At 70.3% G+C, this 16749-nt stretch carries 15 protein-coding genes; 10 read left to right on the top strand and 5 right to left on the bottom strand.

All coding sequences use genetic code 11. From position 1 onward, the window contains the following. Positions 1 to 126 precede the first annotated feature (126 nt). Positions 127 to 1419, top strand: a complete 1293-nt coding sequence (locus QRN19_RS08110; RefSeq protein WP_285026249.1) for an ABC transporter substrate-binding protein — start codon at positions 127 to 129, stop codon at positions 1417 to 1419. 75 nt (positions 1420 to 1494) lie between these two features. Here the strand turns inward: QRN19_RS08110 and QRN19_RS08105 are convergent, their stop codons facing one another. The 3 genes from QRN19_RS08105 to xylA form a co-directional block, all read right to left on the bottom strand. After that, positions 1495 to 2538, bottom strand: a complete 1044-nt coding sequence (locus QRN19_RS08105) for an NADPH:quinone reductase (RefSeq protein WP_285026247.1) — start codon at positions 2536 to 2538, stop codon at positions 1495 to 1497. A 122-nt stretch (positions 2539 to 2660) separates the two neighbouring features. After that, the gene (gene xylB / locus QRN19_RS08100; protein ID WP_285026246.1) at positions 2661 to 4094 is read right to left on the bottom strand and encodes a xylulokinase; all 1434 of its coding nucleotides are present in this window, start codon (positions 4092 to 4094) and stop codon (positions 2661 to 2663) included. A gap of 129 nt (positions 4095 to 4223) precedes the next feature. Then, on the bottom strand, positions 4224 to 5414 hold the full coding sequence (xylA, locus tag QRN19_RS08095; protein WP_285026244.1) for a xylose isomerase: 1191 nt from the start codon (positions 5412 to 5414) through the stop codon (positions 4224 to 4226). Positions 5415 to 5601: 187 nt separating this feature from the next. On the opposite strand from xylA, the gene QRN19_RS08090 reads away from it, so the two are divergent. The 7 genes from QRN19_RS08090 to QRN19_RS08060 all read left to right on the top strand — a co-directional run bounded on the left by QRN19_RS08090 (position 5602) and on the right by QRN19_RS08060 (position 13150). Then, positions 5602 to 6654 (top strand): LacI family DNA-binding transcriptional regulator, encoded by a 1053-nt coding sequence (locus QRN19_RS08090; protein WP_285026243.1) that lies wholly within the window; start codon positions 5602 to 5604, stop codon positions 6652 to 6654. A 215-nt stretch (positions 6655 to 6869) separates the two neighbouring features. Next, positions 6870 to 8060, top strand: a complete 1191-nt coding sequence (locus tag QRN19_RS08085; RefSeq protein ID WP_285026241.1) for a Gfo/Idh/MocA family protein — start codon at positions 6870 to 6872, stop codon at positions 8058 to 8060. Positions 8061 to 8110: 50 nt separating this feature from the next. Beyond that, positions 8111 to 9421: an extracellular solute-binding protein gene (locus tag QRN19_RS08080; RefSeq protein ID WP_285026239.1), complete on the top strand. Its 1311-nt coding sequence runs from the start codon at positions 8111 to 8113 to the stop codon at positions 9419 to 9421. Between the two features lie 7 nt (positions 9422 to 9428). After that, positions 9429 to 10355 carry a carbohydrate ABC transporter permease gene (locus tag QRN19_RS08075; protein ID WP_071258845.1) on the top strand — a complete coding sequence of 309 codons (927 nt, stop codon included), beginning with the start codon at positions 9429 to 9431 and terminating at the stop codon, positions 10353 to 10355. After that, on the top strand, positions 10355 to 11308 hold the full coding sequence (locus tag QRN19_RS08070) for a carbohydrate ABC transporter permease (RefSeq protein WP_285026238.1): 954 nt from the start codon (positions 10355 to 10357) through the stop codon (positions 11306 to 11308). The genes QRN19_RS08075 and QRN19_RS08070 overlap by 1 nt, the downstream gene beginning before the upstream one ends. Before the next feature lie 49 nt (positions 11309 to 11357). After that, complete coding sequence (locus QRN19_RS08065; RefSeq protein WP_285026237.1) at positions 11358 to 12053, top strand: ThuA domain-containing protein; 696 nt, start codon at positions 11358 to 11360, stop codon at positions 12051 to 12053. Next, positions 12038 to 13150 (top strand): Gfo/Idh/MocA family protein, encoded by a 1113-nt coding sequence (locus tag QRN19_RS08060; RefSeq protein WP_285026236.1) that lies wholly within the window; start codon positions 12038 to 12040, stop codon positions 13148 to 13150. The genes QRN19_RS08065 and QRN19_RS08060 overlap by 16 nt, the downstream gene beginning before the upstream one ends. A gap of 88 nt (positions 13151 to 13238) precedes the next feature. Here QRN19_RS08060 and QRN19_RS08055 read toward each other — a convergent pair whose 3' ends face one another. Further along, positions 13239 to 13742, bottom strand: a complete 504-nt coding sequence (locus QRN19_RS08055; protein ID WP_285026235.1) for a metallophosphoesterase family protein — start codon at positions 13740 to 13742, stop codon at positions 13239 to 13241. Positions 13743 to 13917: 175 nt separating this feature from the next. Here QRN19_RS08055 and QRN19_RS08050 point away from each other — a divergent pair, with 175 nt between their 5' ends. Continuing rightward, the gene (locus QRN19_RS08050; protein ID WP_064295001.1) at positions 13918 to 14529 is read left to right on the top strand and encodes a hypothetical protein; all 612 of its coding nucleotides are present in this window, start codon (positions 13918 to 13920) and stop codon (positions 14527 to 14529) included. A gap of 135 nt (positions 14530 to 14664) precedes the next feature. On the opposite strand, the gene QRN19_RS08045 is transcribed toward QRN19_RS08050, so the two are convergent. Then, the gene (locus QRN19_RS08045) at positions 14665 to 15102 is read right to left on the bottom strand and encodes a GNAT family N-acetyltransferase (RefSeq protein WP_285026233.1); all 438 of its coding nucleotides are present in this window, start codon (positions 15100 to 15102) and stop codon (positions 14665 to 14667) included. Between the two features lie 159 nt (positions 15103 to 15261). Between QRN19_RS08045 and QRN19_RS08040 the strand changes: the two genes are divergently transcribed. Further along, a complete protein-coding gene (locus QRN19_RS08040) occupies positions 15262 to 16458 on the top strand; it encodes an ROK family protein (protein ID WP_285026231.1) in 1197 nt (398 codons plus the stop codon). Positions 16459 to 16749: the final 291 nt, after the last annotated feature.

Genomic DNA, 16749 nt, shown 5'->3' with positions numbered 1-16749 from the left:
GCTAGCTTTCCGAGGAAACGCTTTCCCGACCAGTTTCCGCACTCGTGAGAAAACGCTTTCTCGATCAACGTGGTTCGAGGAGGCGGGGCGGCGGATGCGCACTCCAGAGCTCGATTGGAATCGATGATGATGAACCTTCGACGGCGCACAGCGCGCACCGCCATCGCCGTGGCAGCGGTCGCCGCAGCCCTCCTGACCACCAGCTGCTCCTCCGCCGGCAGCGGTGGTGACGAGAAGATCACCCTCCGCTTCGCCTGGTGGGGCAGCGAACAACTCGACGCCATCAAGGCCGAGCAGATCGCCTCCTTCGAGAAGGCGCACCCGAACATCACGGTCACCGGGGAGCCGAGCGAGTACAACGGCTACTACGACAAGCTCGCCACCCAGGTGGCCGGCGGTAACGGCCCGGACGTCCTGCAGATCACCTACAACTACATCGCCGAGTACGCGGGCCGGAACGCCCTCCTCGACCTCTCCACCGTGGAGAAGCAGCTCGACCTCTCCGACTACGCCGAGGGTTCGCTCGACGGCGGTATGTACGAGGGCAAGAACTACGGTGTCCCCACCGGCCTCGGTGCTCGCGGCATCATCGTGAACCCGGCCATCTTCGAAGCGGCGGGAGTCCCGCTCCCCGACGACAGCACCTGGACCTGGGACGACTACGTCGACATCGCCGCCAAGATCACCGCGGCGTCACCCGCCGGTACCTTCGGGTCCACGCAGAACAACACCGAGCAGGGTCTCAACACCATCGCCCGACAGAACGGCCGCAACATCTACTCCGAGGACGGCGGCGTCGGCAAGGGCATCGAGCAGGACGCCGAGTTCATGTTCGACCTCTCGAAGCGCCTCATCGAGACCGGCGGCTCGCCCGACGCGTCGGCGACCGCGGAGCAGGACGGGCTCGCGCTCGAGCAGCGCCTCATGGGGACCGGCAAGGTGGCGATGTCGTTCGAACCGATCAACTTCATCGACATCTACGCGCAGTCCTCGGGCCAGGAGCTCAAGATCCTGAACGTGCCGAACGACGGCGGGAAGCCGGGTCTCTGGCCGCAGCCGACCGTCCTCTACTCGGCGTCCGCGAAGAGCGCGCACCCGAAGGAGTCGGCGATGCTCATCGACTGGCTGCTGAACAGCAAGGAGGCCGCCCCGCTCAACAAGCTGACCCTCGGCATCCCGGCGAACCCCGATGTGCTGGCGGCGATCGAACCCGACCTGACCCCGAACGAGGTCGTGCAGAAGGACTTCCTCGACAAGATCCTCGCCGAGGGTGGTGCGCCGAACGTCCAGACGCCCGTCGGTGGCACGGAGACGCAGACGATCATCGCCAAGCTCGGCAGCGACGTGATGTTCGGGTCGACCACGCCGAAGGAGGCCGCGAAGGCGTTCGTCGACCAGCTGAAAGCCGCTCTCAAGTAGTTCACCGGTGCCGGAACCGGCCCCTCCGCTCGTGCGGAGGGGCCGGTTCTGCGTGGTGCCGAGGGACGTCTCGTGTCACTCGGTGACGGCGATGAGGACCTTCCCGACCGTGTCGTCCTCGACGGCGGCATGGGCCGCAGCCGTTTCGGCGAGCGGGAACACCGTCAGCGCCAGACCGTGGTCCTCGCCGACGTCGAGCGCGCCGTCCTCGATCGCCGCCGTGATGTCCTCGGCCGCGGCGTGAAGGGCGGCGTCGCCGACCGTGTAGAGCAGCATGAACTGGAGCCGCGTGTTGAGCCCCATGTGCGGCCGGATGTCGAGCGTGACCGAGTCACCGCCGTTGTTCGCGTAGCTGACGACGGTGCCGCGCGGGGCGAGGATCGCCTGGTCGAGGGGGAGGTTCTGCGCGATCGCGACCTCCACGACGAGGTCGACGCCGTCGGGTGCCACCTCACGGATCGCCGCGGCGGTATCACCCTCGCGGTAGTTGACGACGTGGTGCGCACCCGCGGCGGTCGCGAGGCGGGCCTTCTCGTCGCTGCTGATGGTGCTGATGACCGTCGCGCCGGCCCAGCGTGCGAGCTGGATCGCGGCGTTGCCGACCGCGCCGGCGCCGCCCTGGACGAGGACGGTCCGGCCGTCGAGGGCGCCGGGGGAGAGCCGGGTCGGGCCGTCCTGCGCGACGGTGAGGGCGCGGTGCGCGGTCATCGCAGGGACACCGAGGCTGGCGCCGAGCTCGAAGGACGCGGCGTCGGGCAACGGGACCACCCGGGAGACCGGCTGCACGGTGAACTCCTGGGCCGTGCCGAGCGGGCTCTCATGCGCCGCGAGGTACACCCAGACGCGGTCGCCGACGGCGAAGCCGGTCGTGGACGCCGCATCGTCGGCAGCAGGGCCGACCGCGTCGATCACGCCGGCGCCGTCGAGGTTCGGGACGACCTCGGGGAAGGGCATGCCGCCCGACGGGCCGCCGCCGCGCCTGGTCTTCCAGTCGGTCGGGTTGACGCCGGAGAACGCGAGCTTGACGCGGACCTCGCCGGGGCCGGGCTCGGGGAGCTCGCGCTCGACGAGGTGGAGGACGGACGGGTCACCGTTGGTGGAGTAGACGATCGATCGCATACCGGGGCCAACGCCTCCACCCCGCGGAAGATTCCGTCGGCACTTCGACAGGCTCAGTGACCGGGAGGGGGCGGCTCGGTGACCGGGCGGGTTCGGCTCAGTGACCGGCGACCGGCGCCGGTTCAGGCTCGGGCGGCGTACTGCTCCCGCGCGATCCCGGAGGCGTCGGCGGCGACCTCGCCCGCCGGGTCCGCGCCGTCGCCGGCCCCCACCGCAGCCCACGTCGGGCGGGTCCCGCTGAGCGCCCAGGCGGCCTGCACGGCGGCGCCGTCGGCGACGTACTCCCCGGGTGCGGGCACGACGACCGGCACGTCGAACACCTCGCGCGCGATCGCCTGCACCGCCGGGTTCTGCGCCGCACCGCCGATGAGGAGGACCCGCTCCGCCGTGACGCCCTGCGCGAGCACCGCGTCGAGGCCGTCCGCGAGGCCGCAGAGCAGCCCCTCGATCGCCGCCCGGGCGAGGCCCTCACGCGTCGTCGACTCCAGAGTCATGCCGAAGAGGGTCGCGGTCGCGTCCGGCCGGTTCGGCGTCCGCTCACCCTCGAAGTACGGCTGGAGCACGAGGCCGCGTGCCCCGGCCGGGACCTCGAGCGCGAGTCGACCGAGTTCCGTGTGGTCGACGCCGAGCAGCGCGGCCACCGCGTCGAGGATCCGGGCGGCGTTGAGCGTCGCGATGAGCGGCAGGAACGCGCCGTCGGCCGAGGCGAACCCGGCGACGGTGCCCGAGCTGTCGCGGACCACGGCCGGCGTGACGGCGAACACCGTCCCGCTCGTGCCGATCGACACGACGACATCGCCGGCCGTCGCCCCGAGTCCGAGGGCGGCTCCCGCGTTGTCGCCGGCGCCCGCCCCGATGACGGTGTCCGGCCCGATGAGGCCACCGTCGACACCGGTCCCGGCGGACTCCTCGGGCGCGAGCACGCGCGGCAGGATCGCATCGTGGCCGAGCGCCGCGACGAACAGCTCGCGGTCGTACTCGCCGTCGGCCGGGGACCAGTACCCGGTGCCGGAGGCGTCGGAGCGGTCGGTGCTCAGTTCGGCGAGGTCGGCGCCGAGCGGGCTCTCGTCGGCCGGACCGAAGCCGCGCAGACGCCAGCTCAGCCAGTCGTGGGGGAGCGCGACGGCGGCGACCTCGGAGGCGTTCGCGGGTTCGGCGTCGCGCAGCCAGCGCAGCTTCGTGATCGTGAACGAGGCGACGGGGACGCACCCGGTGCGCTGGGCGAGCTCTGCAGCGCCGAACTCGGCGATGAGGTCCGTCGCGGCCTGCGCGCTCCGGGTGTCGTTCCAGAGGAGCGCCGGACGGATGACGCGTCCGTCGACGTCGAGCGCGACCATGCCGTGCTGCTGGGCCGCGACCGACACCGCGGCGACATCGGACAATCCGCCGGCGGCGGCGGCCGCCTCCTGCAACGCCTGCCACCACGCGGCCGGGTCGACCTCGGTGCCGGCCGGGTGCGCCGCGCGTCCTTCGCGGACGAGCGCTCCGGTCTCAGCGTCGCGGATGACGACCTTGCAGCTCTGGGTGGACGAATCGATGCCGGCGACGAGCGTCATCGCTCTCCCTGTTCTCGGTGGTGGGGCGGTCGGGTGACCGCCGGGTCTGCGGTGGGGTGGAACGCGGAACGGCGTTCCGCCCCCGATCCTCTCGGATCAGGAGACGGAACGCCAGGTTCGCGGGTGTGGCTAGCGCGCGCCCATGAGGTGGTCGACGGCGAGCTGCTGCAGGCGGACGAATCCGAAGCCCTTGCCGCCGAAGTAGGCGTCGGCGTCGAAGTCCTCGTAGGACGAGCGGTCGGCGAGCAGCTGCTCGACGGTCTCGCCGGGGTTCAGCGTCGGTTCGCGCAGCTCGGGCACGCGGGCGGCGGCCAGCGCCTCCTGCACCTCGGGGTCGGCGCGGAACGCTTCGGCACGCTCCTTGAGCAGCAGGTACATGCGCATGTTGGCGGCTGCGGAGTCCCACACGCCGCTGATGTCCTCGGTGCGGCTCGGCTTGTAGTCGAAGTGACGCGGGCCGTCGTACGCGGGGCCGCCGTTCACGCCACCGTGCTCGAGGAGGTCGACGAGCGAGAACGCGTTCTGCAGGTCGCCGTGACCGAAGACGAGGTCCTGGTCGTACTTGATGCCCCGCTGGCCGTTGAGGTCGATGTGGTAGAGCTTGCCCTGGTAGAGCGCCTGAGCGATGCCGGCCGTGAAGTTGAGGCCCGCCATCTGCTCGTGGCCGACCTCGGGGTTGATGCCGACGAGCTCCGGGCGCTCGAGGGTCTCGATGAACGCCATCGCGTGGCCGAGCGTCGGGAGCAGGATGTCGCCGCGGGGCTCGTTGGGCTTCGGCTCGATCGCGAAGCGGATGTCGTAGCCCTTGTCGGTCACGTAGTCGCCGAGGAAGTTGACGGCCTCGCGGTAGCGCTCGAGGGCCGCCTGCACGTCCTTCGCGGAGTCGTACTCGGCGCCCTCGCGGCCGCCCCACATGACGAAGGTCTTCGCACCGAGCTCGGCGGCGAGGTCGAGGTTGCGGAGCACCTTGCGGAGGGCGAAGCGACGGACGGCGCGGTCGTTCGACGTGAAGCCGCCGTCCTTGAAGACGGGCGCGCTGAACAGGTTGGTGGTCACCATCGGCACGATGACGCCGGTGTCGGCGAGCGCCTGCTTGAGGCGGTCGATCTGTTTCTGGCGTTCGGCGTCGGTTGAGCCGAAGGCGAAGAGGTCGTCGTCGTGGAAGGTGAGGCCGTAGGCGCCGAGCTCGTTCAGGCGGGTGACGGCCTCGACCACGTCGAGGTCGGGGCGGGTGGGGCCACCGAACGGGTCGGTCCCGTTGTAGCCGATCGTCCAGAGGCCGAAGGAGAAGCGATCGGCTTTGGTGGGGGTGAGGCTCATGCGTGCAGTCCTTCAACGTCGTTGGTGAGCGGATGATTTGTTGTTAACCACAACTTATGGTCGAGAGTAGCAGATCGTTGGCCTCGCGTCGCCGGTCGAGTGACGCGAAATATTTCGTTAGCATGGGCAGAACTTCTCGCTGCAGAGACGGCCGGCCGGCCCGACAGGGAGGGATCGGAGGACTCGGATGAGCGACGACCTCGCGGTGCAGACCGCTGGACCCGGTGCCGGTGCCGGTGGCGGGCGAGCGACCCTGTCGCGCATCGCCAGGGAGGCCTCCGTGTCGGTGTCGACCGCCTCGAAGGTGCTCAACGGGCGACCGGGGGTGTCGCCGGACACCCGGGAGATCGTCGAGCGGCTGCTGGACCGCCACGGCTACAGTCGCCGCGGCGGCGAGCTCGCGCAGGGCTCGCTCATCGAGCTCGTCTTCGAGTACATCGACAGCTCGTGGTCGCTCGAGATCATCCGCGGTGTCGAGAAGGTCGCGCGCCAGCACGGCATGAGCGTCACCCTCACCGAGACGGGGGCGAGGCGCTCGACCGGCGAGGGCTGGGTCGAGAGCATCATCTCGCGGAAGCCGGTCGGGGTCATCCTCGTGTTCTCGGACATCGACCCGGCGTACCGGCGGCAGCTCCACACGCGCAACATCCCGGTCGTCGTGGTCGACCCGGCGGGGGACCCGGGCCCCGAGGTCGCCGCCATCGGCTCCACGAACTGGTCCGGCGGGATGGCCGCGACCCGCCATCTCATCGAGCTCGGTCACCGCAGGATCGGCTTGATCTCGGGCCCGCAGGATCTCATGTGCTCGCGAGCCCGGGTCTCCGGCTACCGGTCCGCGCTCGAGGAGGCCGGGATCCCGCTCGACGAGACCATCCTGCGTCGCGGTGAGTTCATCCCGGAGGCGGGGCGCGTCCTCGCGCTCGAACTGCTGCAGCTCGACGACCGACCGACCGCGATCTTCGCCGGCAACGACATGCAGGCGTTCGGCGTCTACGAGGCGGCGCGCTCGCTCGGGATCTCCATCCCGGAGCAGCTGTCGGTCGTCGGATACGACGACGTCCCGCCGGCGAAATGGGTCGGCCCTGCCCTCACGACCATCCGGCAGCCGCTCATCGAGATGGCCGAGGAGGCGACCCGCCTGGTGCTGAAGCTCCGCTCCGAGGCGGTCGACAACATCCGCCTCGACCTCGCCACCTCCCTCGTCGTCCGGGGTTCGACCGCCGCCCCGCCCACCCCCTAGCCCGCGAACTGTCAATCGACGCTAGTCCGAGCGGCCGGGACTGTGTCGGAGTGACAGTTCGCGGGCAGGGGGATGGGTGGCGGGTGCGAAAAGTTTCCAATCGAGGATGGGGAAGTTGCGGGGAGACAGGCGGCGGGGCTAGCTTCAGGGCACCGCAGCGAAGCGATCCGGAGCCCCGGGGCCGCAGCTGCGCGAGCAGCTCGGGAGCGTTGCACATGGCGGGAAGCGGACGGCCGGAACTCCGGGTCGCGATGATCGGATACGGCTTCATGGGAGCCGCGCACTCGCAGGCCTGGCGCACGGCACCGCGCTTCTTCGACCTCGACGCGGAACCGGTCATGGCGACGATCGTCGGCCGCAATCCCGAAGCACTCGAGGCGGCCCGCGTGAAGTTCGGCTGGGAGTCGGCCTCGACCGACTGGCGGAGCGTCATCGAGGACCCGACCATCGACATCGTCGACGTCTGCACGCCCGGTTCCTCGCACGTCGAGATCGCGATCGCCGCCCTCGAAGCCGGCAAGCACGTCCTCTGCGAGAAGCCGCTCGCCAACAGCGTCGAAGAGGCGGAGCTGATGGTCGCCGCGGCCGAGGCGGCCAGGGCTCGTGGCGTCCGCTCCATGGTCGGTTTCAGCTACCGTCGCGTGCCCGCCATCGGGTACGCGCGCCAGCTCATCGCGGACGGCGCGCTCGGGGACGTCCGCCAGATCCGCGCGCTCTACCTCCAGGACTGGCTGAGCGACGCCGAGGGTCCGATGACCTGGCGCCTCGACAAGGACCAGGCCGGCTCCGGCTCCCTCGGCGACATCGGCGCGCACGCCATCGACCTCGTGCAGCACCTGACCGGTGCCCGACTCGACACCGTCAGCGGGACGCTCGCCACCTTCGTCACCGAGCGACCGCTCCTCGGTGAGACCGTCGGCCTGAGCGGGACCGCCTCGGAGGAACGCGGCGCGGTCACCGTCGACGACGCCGCCTGGTTCACCGCGAAGCTCACGGGCGGACTCGCGGACGGCGCCATCGGTGCCTTCGAAGCCACCCGCTACGCGACCGGACGGAAGAACGCGCTCCGCATCGAGCTGAGCGGCTCGCGCGGAGCCATCGCCTTCGACCTCGAGCGGATGAACGAGCTCGAGGTGTACGACGCCACCGCTCCCGCCGGCAAGCAGGGCTTCACGCGCATCGTCGTCACCGAGCCGGAGCACCCGTACATGGCCGCCTGGTGGCCGACCGGCCACGGCATCGGCTACGAGCACCCGTTCTCGCACCAGGTGCGCGACCTCGTCCAGGCCATCACCGGCGGCACCGATCCCGAGCCGTCCTTCGCCGACGGGCTGCAGGTCCAGCGCGTCCTGCGCGCCGTCGAACGCAGCGCCGCCGACGGCAGCGCCTGGACGCCCACCGACTGACCCGACCACCTCGCACCATCAGCAGCAGCACCCACCAAGGAGAGAACGCAATGACGCTTCGTACTTCATCCCGCCGTCGGACCCGACTGGCCGCAGTCGCCCTCGGCGTCTCGGCCCTCATGCTCGGCGCGACCGCCTGCTCCAGCGGCGGTGGCGCCCCGAGCGGCAGTGCCACGCTCTGGGGCCTCACCGGCACCGACGAGGACACCGTCCTCGGCCCGTCGCTCAAGGAGTGGAACGCCGCCAACGCCGACGGCCAGGTCGCCGCGACCTACTTCCAGAACGACGCCTACAAGACCAAGATCCGCACGGCCGTCGGCGCGGGCAGTGCCCCGACCATCATCTACAGCTGGGCGGGCGGCACCCTGAACTCCTACGTGGACGCCGGCAAGGTCGCCGACATCACCTCGGAGACCGCGGACGCCAAGGGCAAGTTCCTCGAGTCCGTCTGGAACCAGGGCGTCATCGACGACAAGGTCTACGCGGTGCCGATGAACGCCACCACGCCGATCATGTTCTATTACAACAAGGACGTCCTGAAGGCCGCCGGCGTCGAGGTCCCGACGAACTTCGACGAGATCGTCGACGCCATCCCCAAGCTCAAGGCCGCGGGCGTCGCGCCGTTCTCGCTCGCCGGTGCGTCCAAGTGGCCGTCGCTCATGTGGGAGGAGTACCTCGTCGACCGCGTCGCCGGACCCGAGGCCTTCAACAAGATCATGGCCGGTGAAGCCGACGCGTGGAGCGACCCCGGCATCATCGAGGCGAACGAGAAGATCCAGGAGCTCGTGAAGGCCGGCGCGTTCGTCGACGGCTACGCCTCGGTCACCGCCGACAGCAACGCCGACGTCGCGCTGCTCTACACGGGCAAGGCCGCGATGATGCTCCAGGGCGCCTGGGTCATGACGACCTTCAAGCAGCAGGCGGCCGAGTTCGCCGAGAAGGGTCTCGGCTACACGACCTTCCCCGCCGTCACCGGTGGCAAGGGCGACCCGTCGAACATCGTCGGCAACCCCTCGGGCTACTTCTCCATCTCCGCCTCGGCGACGAAGGAGCAGAAAGCCAGCGCGCTGAAGTACCTCACCGAGGGCGTCTTCGACAAGGGCTACATCGACCGCATGGTCGAGGCCGGCCAGGTGCCGCCGATCACGGGGATCGACGACCAGATCGCGGACGCCGGTGGCGACTTCGGCACGACCGTCTACGACCTGACGAAGAACGCCAAGAACTTCCAGATGTCGTGGGACCAGGCGCTCCCGCCCGCACAGGCGACCGCACTGCTGACGAACCTCGACCAGCTGTTCAACCTGCAGATCACCCCGCAGGAGTTCTCCGACAACATGAACAAGACGATCGGACAGTGATCTCCCGATGACCGTCACCCGTCCATTGAACGGGGCCCGAGGGGCCGGTGCGGCAGCGATGCGTCGTCGCACCGGCCCCAGTGGCTGGATGGTCGCGCCGGCGCTGGGCTTCTTCCTCGTCTTCGCGATCATCCCGCTCATCGTCGCCCTGTACCTGAGCTTCACCCGCTGGGACGCGATCACCGACCCCGCGTGGGTCGGCCTCGACAACTGGGCCTCCGTCCTCGTCGACCCGGTCGCGATCGACGCCCTCGTCCTGACCCTCAAGGTCATCGTGATCTCCTGGATCGTCCAGACCCCGATCAGCCTGCTGCTCGGGACGTGGACCGCCGGCAAGCAGCGCAACCGGGCCGTCCTCGGCGCGATCTTCTTCCTGCCGCTCCTGCTGTCGTCGGCGGCGACGGCCATCGCGTTCAAGGCGATCCTCGACCCCAACTTCGGTCTGTCGGCGTCGCTCGGCATCCCGTTCCTCAAGCAGGACTGGCTCGGCAACCAGCAGCTCGTGCTCTTCGTCGTGATCTTCATCATCGCGTGGCAGTTCGTGCCCTTCCACACGCTCCTGTTCCAGGGCGGCGTGCGGCAGATCCCGGCGTCGCTCTACGAGGCGGCCGAGATCGACGGTGCGGGGACGGTCAAGCAGTTCTTCCACATCACGCTCCCGCAGCTGCGGTACACACTCGTGACGTCGTCCACGCTCATGATCATCGGATCGCTCACCTACTTCGACGTGATCTTCGTGCTCACCGGCGGCGTTCCGAGCGCCGGCACCCGCATCCTCCCGATCCTCATGTACGTGACGGGCTTCTCCGCGAGCCAGTTCGGGCAGGCGAGCGTCATGGCGATCATCCTGGCCGTCATCGGTCTCGCCATCGCCCTGCTGCTCACCAAGCTGAGCGGCTTCGCCAAGATGGACAGTCAGCAGGAGGGCCTCTGATGTCAGCGACCAACCCACTCACGAAGCCCGGCGCGCTCCCGACGGGAAGCCTCGACACGGTCAGCGTCTCGACCGCTGGATCCAAGCGCGGACGCCCGGGCGAACACGAGACGCGAGGCAGGCGCCCCCGCGGTGCCCGCCGCAAGCCGAACATCATCGGCGGCATCGGCGCCTGGATCTGGCTGCTCATCATCGTGCTGCCGATCTACTACATCGTCATCACGAGCGTGCGCCCGCAGGCCGGGTTCTTCTCGAGCAACCAGCTCATCCCGCCCACCGACCCGACCCTCGACGGCTACGCGCTCGTCCTGCAGAGCGACTTCTTCCTGTACCTCGGCAACAGCGTCATCATCACCGTCGCGAGCGTCGCCGTCACCGTGTTCGTCTGCCTCATGGCGTCGTACGCGATCGTGCGCACCAACTCCCGGTTCACGCGGGGAGCGTTCTCGTTCTTCCTGCTCGGCCTCGCGATCCCGCTGCAGGCCACGATCATCCCGCTGTTCTACATGCTCAGCAAGGCGGGACTCTACGACACGCTCCTGGCGCTGATCCTGCCGTCGATCGGCTTCGCGGTGCCCGTCACCGTGCTCATCCTGTCGAACTTCATCCGAGACATCCCCAAGGAGCTGTTCGAGTCGATGACCGTCGACGGGGCGTCGAGCTGGCGGACCCTCGTCTCGCTCGTCCTCCCGCTCGCCCGGCCGGCGATCGTCACCGTCGCGCTCTACAACGCGCTCAACGTGTGGAACGGCTTCCTGTTCCCGCTGGTGCTCACGCAGTCGCCGAGCAACCGGGTGCTGCCGCTGTCGCTGTGGACGTTCCAGGGCTCGTTCAGTGTGAACGTGCCGGCCGTGCTCGCCGCCGTGGTGCTGTCGACGCTGCCGATCTTCATCCTGTACCTGTTCGGCCGACGCCAGTTGATCAGTGGCATGACCGCCGGCTTCAGCAAGTAGTGCTGATCACGAGCCGACCAATGACCGAACCATCCCCTGAGAGGAACACATGACTGACAAGCAGGCGCTCGTGGTGCGAGGCGGCTGGGACGGGCACATGCCCGTCGAGACGACCGCGGCCTTCATCCCCTTCCTGGAGGCGAACGGGTTCACCGTCCGCATCGAGGACGGGACCACCGTCTACACGGACACCGACTACCTCGACACGGTCGACCTCATCGTGCAGATCAACACGATGAACACGATCGAGCCGGAGGAGTTCGCCGGCCTGCAGCGCGCCGTCTTGAACGGGACGGGCATGGCCGGTTGGCACGGCGGGATCGCGGACTCGTACCGCAACAACGCCGACTATCTCCACATGATCGGCGGCCAGTTCGCGCACCACGCCGGCAAGGACCCGGCGGAGCGGACGGGGGAGCAGTCCGACAACTACATCCCCTACACCGTCCACATCACCGAGTACGGCCGGACGCACCCCATCACGGAGGGGATCGAGGACTTCGACCTCGTCACCGAGCAGTACTGGGTGCTGAGCGACGAGTACAACGACGTCCTCGCGACGACGACGCAGGAGGTGCGGCCCTGGGACGCATGGAACCGTCCCGTCACGGCGCCCGCCATCTGGACGCGGCAGTGGGGGAAGGGCAGGATCTTCGTGTCCGCGCCCGGCCACCGCATCGAGATCGTGGAAGACCCGAACGTCCGCACCATCATCGAAAGGGGCCTGCTGTGGGCAGCACGCTGAACGGGGCATCGGAGACCGGGGGATCGGTCCTCCGGGTCGGCGTCATCGGCGTCGGCAACATCTCGAAGCAGTACTTCGCCGAGTTCCCGAAGCTGCCGAACCTCAAGCTCGTCGTCGTCGCGGACCTCGACCTCACCCGCGCCGCGGAGGTCGCCGCCGAGCAGGGTGTCCGGTCGTCGAGCGTCGACGAGCTGCTCGCCGACCCAGAGGTCGACGTCGTCCTGAACCTGACCATCCCGGCCGCGCACGCCGAGGTCGCGCTCCGAGCCCTCGAGGCCGGCAAACACGTCTACGGGGAGAAGCCGCTCGCGCTCTCGACCGCCGAGGCGCGACCGGTGCTCGAGCTCGCGGCGGCGAACGGCCTCCGCGTCGGCAGCGCACCGGACACCGTCCTCGGGTCGGGCGTCCAGACGGCGCTCGCCGTGCTCGACAGCGGCGCCATCGGTCGGCCGATCGCGGCGGCGGTCGCCTGGAGCGCCCCGGGCCACGAGCTGTGGCACCCGGCTCCCGCGTTCTACTACCAGCCGGGTGGCGGGCCGCTCCTCGACATGGGGCCGTACTACCTGACGAGCCTCGTGTCGTTCTTCGGTCCCGTCGTGCGGGTGTCTGGGGCGGTGGCACGGTCGGATCGTGAGCGGTCGGTGGCGACGGGTGCGCTGGCCGGGACGCCGATCCCGGTGCACGAGGAGGTCGACACGCACGTCACCGCGATCCTCGAGCACGCGAACGGGGTGGTCTCGACCGTGACGGTGTCGTTCGAGGTGTGGGCGAGCCGCGTGCCGCTCTTCGAGGTCTACGGGACGGGCGGGACGGTCGCTGTGCCCGACCCGAACCGGTTCTCGGACCCGGTGGAGATCGCGACGGCCGACGACCGCACCTGGCGTGCCGTCCCCGACAGCGCCGGCTTCGTCGACGCCGGGCGCGGTGTGGGCCTGTCCGACCTGGGCGAGGCGATCGAGCAGGACCGACCGCATCGGGCGTCGGGCGACCTCGCGTTCCACGTGTTGGAGATCATGGAGGCGATCATCGTCGCCGGTCGTGAGCACCGCGTCGTGGACCTCACCAGCACCGTCCCCCGTCCCGCACCCGTCGCCTGACCCTCCCCCCTGCCCGCGAACTGTCACTCCGGCACAGTCCCAGCCGCCCGGACCAGCGCCGAGTGACAGTTCGCGGGCAGGGGGAGGGTTAGCGGGCGACCGGGATGAGGCGGACGTCGGTGAGGGTGCCGTCGGTGACCCGGGCGGTCATCATCGTGCACTCCGGTTGACGTCGGCGGTCCGTCGGCGAGCCGGGGTTGAGCAGACGCAGACCAGCTGGCGAGACCGAGTTCCACGGGATGTGGCTGTGCCCGAAGACCAGGACGTCGGTGTCGGGGAAGGCCTCGTCGGCCCGTCGCTCGCGACCGGTCGCCGCCCCCGTCTCATGGACGACGGCGAACCGCAGCCCGTCGAGCTCGAAGCGCGCGACCTCCGGGAGACGCGTGCGGAGTCCGGGGCCGTCGTTGTTGCCGAAGACGCCCACGAGGCGGGCGGCCCGGGCCTCGAGGGCGTCGAGGGTCGCCTCATCGACCCAGTCACCCGCATGGACGACGAGGTCCGCCGTGTCGACGGCGGCCCAGACCGCGTCCGGCAGGACCTTGGCCCGCTTCGGCAGGTGGGTGTCGGCGAGGAGGAGCAGCGAGGTCGGCATGTTCCCACGGAAGCGGATCGCGCCGACCCCGTCAACCGGGTGGTGCTCCCGCGCCCCTCGACCGGCTCAGGGACCGGGCGGGTTGCGCTGTGGTCCTCCTCCACCCGGTTCGGGGACCGGGCCGCGGACCGCCGTTCACGGACACTCGCGCAGCACGGGCGACTAGGGTGATCCCATGCCCGCAACCGACCTTCGTTTCTCCGGGAGGATCGCCGGCTACGGCACCACGGGCGGCGTCCGCATCGTCCTCGGGCTCTGGTCCACCTCGCCGTTCGGCTCCTTCGCCGACGCGATGATCGAGGACTCCCGCGGCAAACGCCTCCTGCTCGCGCCGACGCAGGAGATCGCCGACTTCATCTCCTCCACATACACCTTCGACGACGTCGAGATCGGCACCGTCGGCTGGACGCGGCTGCCGACCGGGCTCCGCTTCGTGGGCGGTCCGCTGGACACGACCCTCCGCATCGGCGGGAGCTCGCCGCTCGGCCGTGCGCTCCGGGTCGTCCCCAAACCGGTGGCCGTGAACCCCGTCTGGTTGCAGACCATCGACCCCCTCGCCCGCGTGCTCCAACCCGGCGCCAGGACGGCGGGCTCCGCCGGCAACGGTCGACGCGAGTACTACGGCGTGACCGGCGCTCGCCGTATCACCGCTGCCACCGCGAGCTGGTCCGGCGCCGATCTCGGTACCCTCGCACGACTGGATCCGCCCGTGCGCTTCGGCTTCGGCTCCGCGCCGGCCGACCCGCACCTCGTCGACATCGTCACCACGGTCCGCCAGCCGGCGTGAGCTGCTCCGGGGGCCGCGCGGCTCACCCGCCAGCCCATGTCGGCGTCGCGGCAGGAGATCCGCGCGGTGGCAGGATGCTCCTCAGCCGGGCGTCACGCTGCGGTGCCGATCTCCGGCTGCCGTTCCGCTGGGCGTTCAGCCTCGGCGGACCATCCAGACGTCGACCTCGTCCTCGCGTTCGAGCGTGAAGCCGTGGCGCTCGTAGAGGCGGCGGGCCGGGCTGCCCTGCAAGACGTTGAGGCGGAACGGGCGCGGGTCACCGTCGTCGGTCAGGAGCTGTTCCAGCACCGCGGTGCCGAGGCCGGCGCCCTGGTGCTCGGGTGCGAGGTAGAAGTGCTCGACCCACCGCTCGCCGGGTTCCGGACGGACGGCGACCAGCCCGGCGGTGACGCCCTCGACCTCGATCACCGAGGTGTGCTCCGGACGGTACGCGTCGAGGAAGCGACGGCGGACGCGGGTCTCGTCGTAGCGACCGAGGCGCTCGAGGTCGGGCCGCATGACGACGGCGCGCAGCTCGGCCATCCAGGTCGCGTCATCGATGGTGGCGGGGCGGAGTGTCCAGACGGCGGGCATCCGTCCAGTCAACCATCAGCGGCCGGAGGTCGGCGAACCGGCACCTGCCCCGGCTCGAGGCGCACCGGGCGAGACGTGCCCCGAACCTGAGCGAGTGCCGGATGAACCGGCGCGGGCCCGGATAGGGAACACTGGAGGGATCGAGCAGAGGGTGTGCGTGTGAGCGAGTCGACAGCGGTCGGGGCGGGTCCGGCGGGCGGATCCGGCATGGGGAGCGGACTCGACTCGGTGCGCCGTCGCAACCTCGGACGGATCGTCGAGCTCGTGCACCAGGGCGGCGTGCAGTCGCGGTCGGCGCTCACGAAGGCGACCGGCCTCAACCGGTCGACGGTCGCAGCGCTCGTCACCGAACTCGCGTCGATCGGCATCGTCACGGAATCGGTCCCGGTCGGCGGGCAGGGTGTCGGTCGGCCCTCGCCGCTCGTCTCGGCCGGCCCGCGAGCCGTCGCCTTCGCGGCGAACCCGGAACTCGACGCGATCACAGTGGCGGCCGTGCGACTCGGCGGCGAGGTCGTCGAGCGAGTGCGTCGCGAGGTCGACACGACCCCGACGGCGGCCGAGGCCACACAGATCATCGCGGAGCTGGTCGCGGACCTCGCCGACCGCCTACCCGACGAGGCTCGGGGTGGCGGTGGGATCGGGCTGGCGATCCCCGGCCTCGTCCGGGACGCCGACGGCGTCGTCCGGCTCGCACCGCACCTGGGATGGGTCGACGAGCCCCTCGTCGAACGGCTGCGCGCCGCGACCGGTCGCGCGGTGTTCGCGGCCAACGACGCGAGTCTCGGCGCGCGGGCGGAGCGGACCTTCGGAGCGGGCCGCGGCATCGACGACCTCGTCTACCTGAACGGCGGCGCGAGCGGTATCGGTGGTGGCATCATCGCCGGAGGCCGACCCGTCGGAGGTGCGCGCGGGTACGCGGGGGAGTTCGGTCACACCTCGGCGACGGCCGCGGGCAACGCACTCGAAGACGCCGTCCGACGCAGCGAACTGCTCCGCGTCGCCGGCCTCGCCGCGGGGGACGACGCGGTCCTCGAAGCTGCCCTCGCCGAGGGTATCGAGGCCGATCCGGCCGGGGCGATGCGCGAGGAGGTCGTCCGGCAGGCCAGGACGCTCGGGCGGGCGCTCGCCGGGACGGTGAACATCCTCGACCCGGAGCTCGTCGTCCTCGGCGGGCATCTCGGGATCGTGCTCGAGCTGGCGTCGGAGGAGTTGCACGACGCGGTCCGTGAGCGGGCGCTCGTGCCGCCGTTCGAGGACGTCGCGATCGTGCGTGCTGCACTCGGCCAGGACCTCCTGCTCATCGGTGCCGCGGAACTCGCGTTCGATCGACTCATCGCGGACCCCGCCGCCTGGTGACCCGTGCCGCCTCGTGATCGTCCCCCTCCCCCCGGGCGCTGAGGGTCTGGTGGTCAGCGCGGTGCGCTGACGTGAGATCACCCGCATCGGCGTGAGCGCGGGCCTGGCGCGTGACCGCGGGTCTCCAAAGGGGCGCGCCCACGCGTACGACCCGCACTCACGTCAGCGCACCGCGCTGGCGCGAGCCGTCGTCACCCGGTGCCAGCGCGGTGCGCTGGCGCGAGCCGTCGTCACCCGGTGCCAGCGCGGTGCGCTGGCGTGGGACCGCCCGAACCGGCTTGGGCGCGGGCC

The sequence above is a fragment of the Plantibacter sp. ME-Dv--P-122b genome (assembly GCF_030209375.1).
In the GTDB taxonomy this organism is placed as follows: domain Bacteria; phylum Actinomycetota; class Actinomycetes; order Actinomycetales; family Microbacteriaceae; genus Plantibacter.
This window is presented reverse-complemented; position numbering and strand designations above follow the sequence as displayed.

Bases quoted from the DNA above. Each gene is read 5' to 3' on its own strand.
- QRN19_RS08045 (WP_285026233.1), bottom strand. From the start codon at position 15,102: ATGCCCGCCGTCTGGACACTCCGCCCCGCCACCATCGATGACGCGACC.
- QRN19_RS08050 (WP_064295001.1), top strand. From the start codon at position 13,918: ATGCCCGCAACCGACCTTCGTTTCTCCGGGAGGATCGCCGGCTACGGC.
- xylB (WP_285026246.1), bottom strand. From the start codon at position 4,094: ATGACGCTCGTCGCCGGCATCGATTCGTCCACCCAGAGCTGCAAGGTC.
- QRN19_RS08085 (WP_285026241.1), top strand. From the start codon at position 6,870: ATGGCGGGAAGCGGACGGCCGGAACTCCGGGTCGCGATGATCGGATAC.
- QRN19_RS08055 (WP_285026235.1), bottom strand. From the start codon at position 13,742: ATGCCGACCTCGCTGCTCCTCCTCGCCGACACCCACCTGCCGAAGCGG.
- QRN19_RS08105 (WP_285026247.1), bottom strand. From the start codon at position 2,538: ATGCGATCGATCGTCTACTCCACCAACGGTGACCCGTCCGTCCTCCAC.
- QRN19_RS08090 (WP_285026243.1), top strand. From the start codon at position 5,602: ATGAGCGACGACCTCGCGGTGCAGACCGCTGGACCCGGTGCCGGTGCC.
- QRN19_RS08075 (WP_071258845.1), top strand. From the start codon at position 9,429: ATGACCGTCACCCGTCCATTGAACGGGGCCCGAGGGGCCGGTGCGGCA.
- QRN19_RS08070 (WP_285026238.1), top strand. From the start codon at position 10,355: ATGTCAGCGACCAACCCACTCACGAAGCCCGGCGCGCTCCCGACGGGA.
- QRN19_RS08080 (WP_285026239.1), top strand. From the start codon at position 8,111: ATGACGCTTCGTACTTCATCCCGCCGTCGGACCCGACTGGCCGCAGTC.
- QRN19_RS08065 (WP_285026237.1), top strand. From the start codon at position 11,358: ATGACTGACAAGCAGGCGCTCGTGGTGCGAGGCGGCTGGGACGGGCAC.
- QRN19_RS08110 (WP_285026249.1), top strand. From the start codon at position 127: ATGATGAACCTTCGACGGCGCACAGCGCGCACCGCCATCGCCGTGGCA.
- xylA (WP_285026244.1), bottom strand. From the start codon at position 5,414: ATGAGCCTCACCCCCACCAAAGCCGATCGCTTCTCCTTCGGCCTCTGG.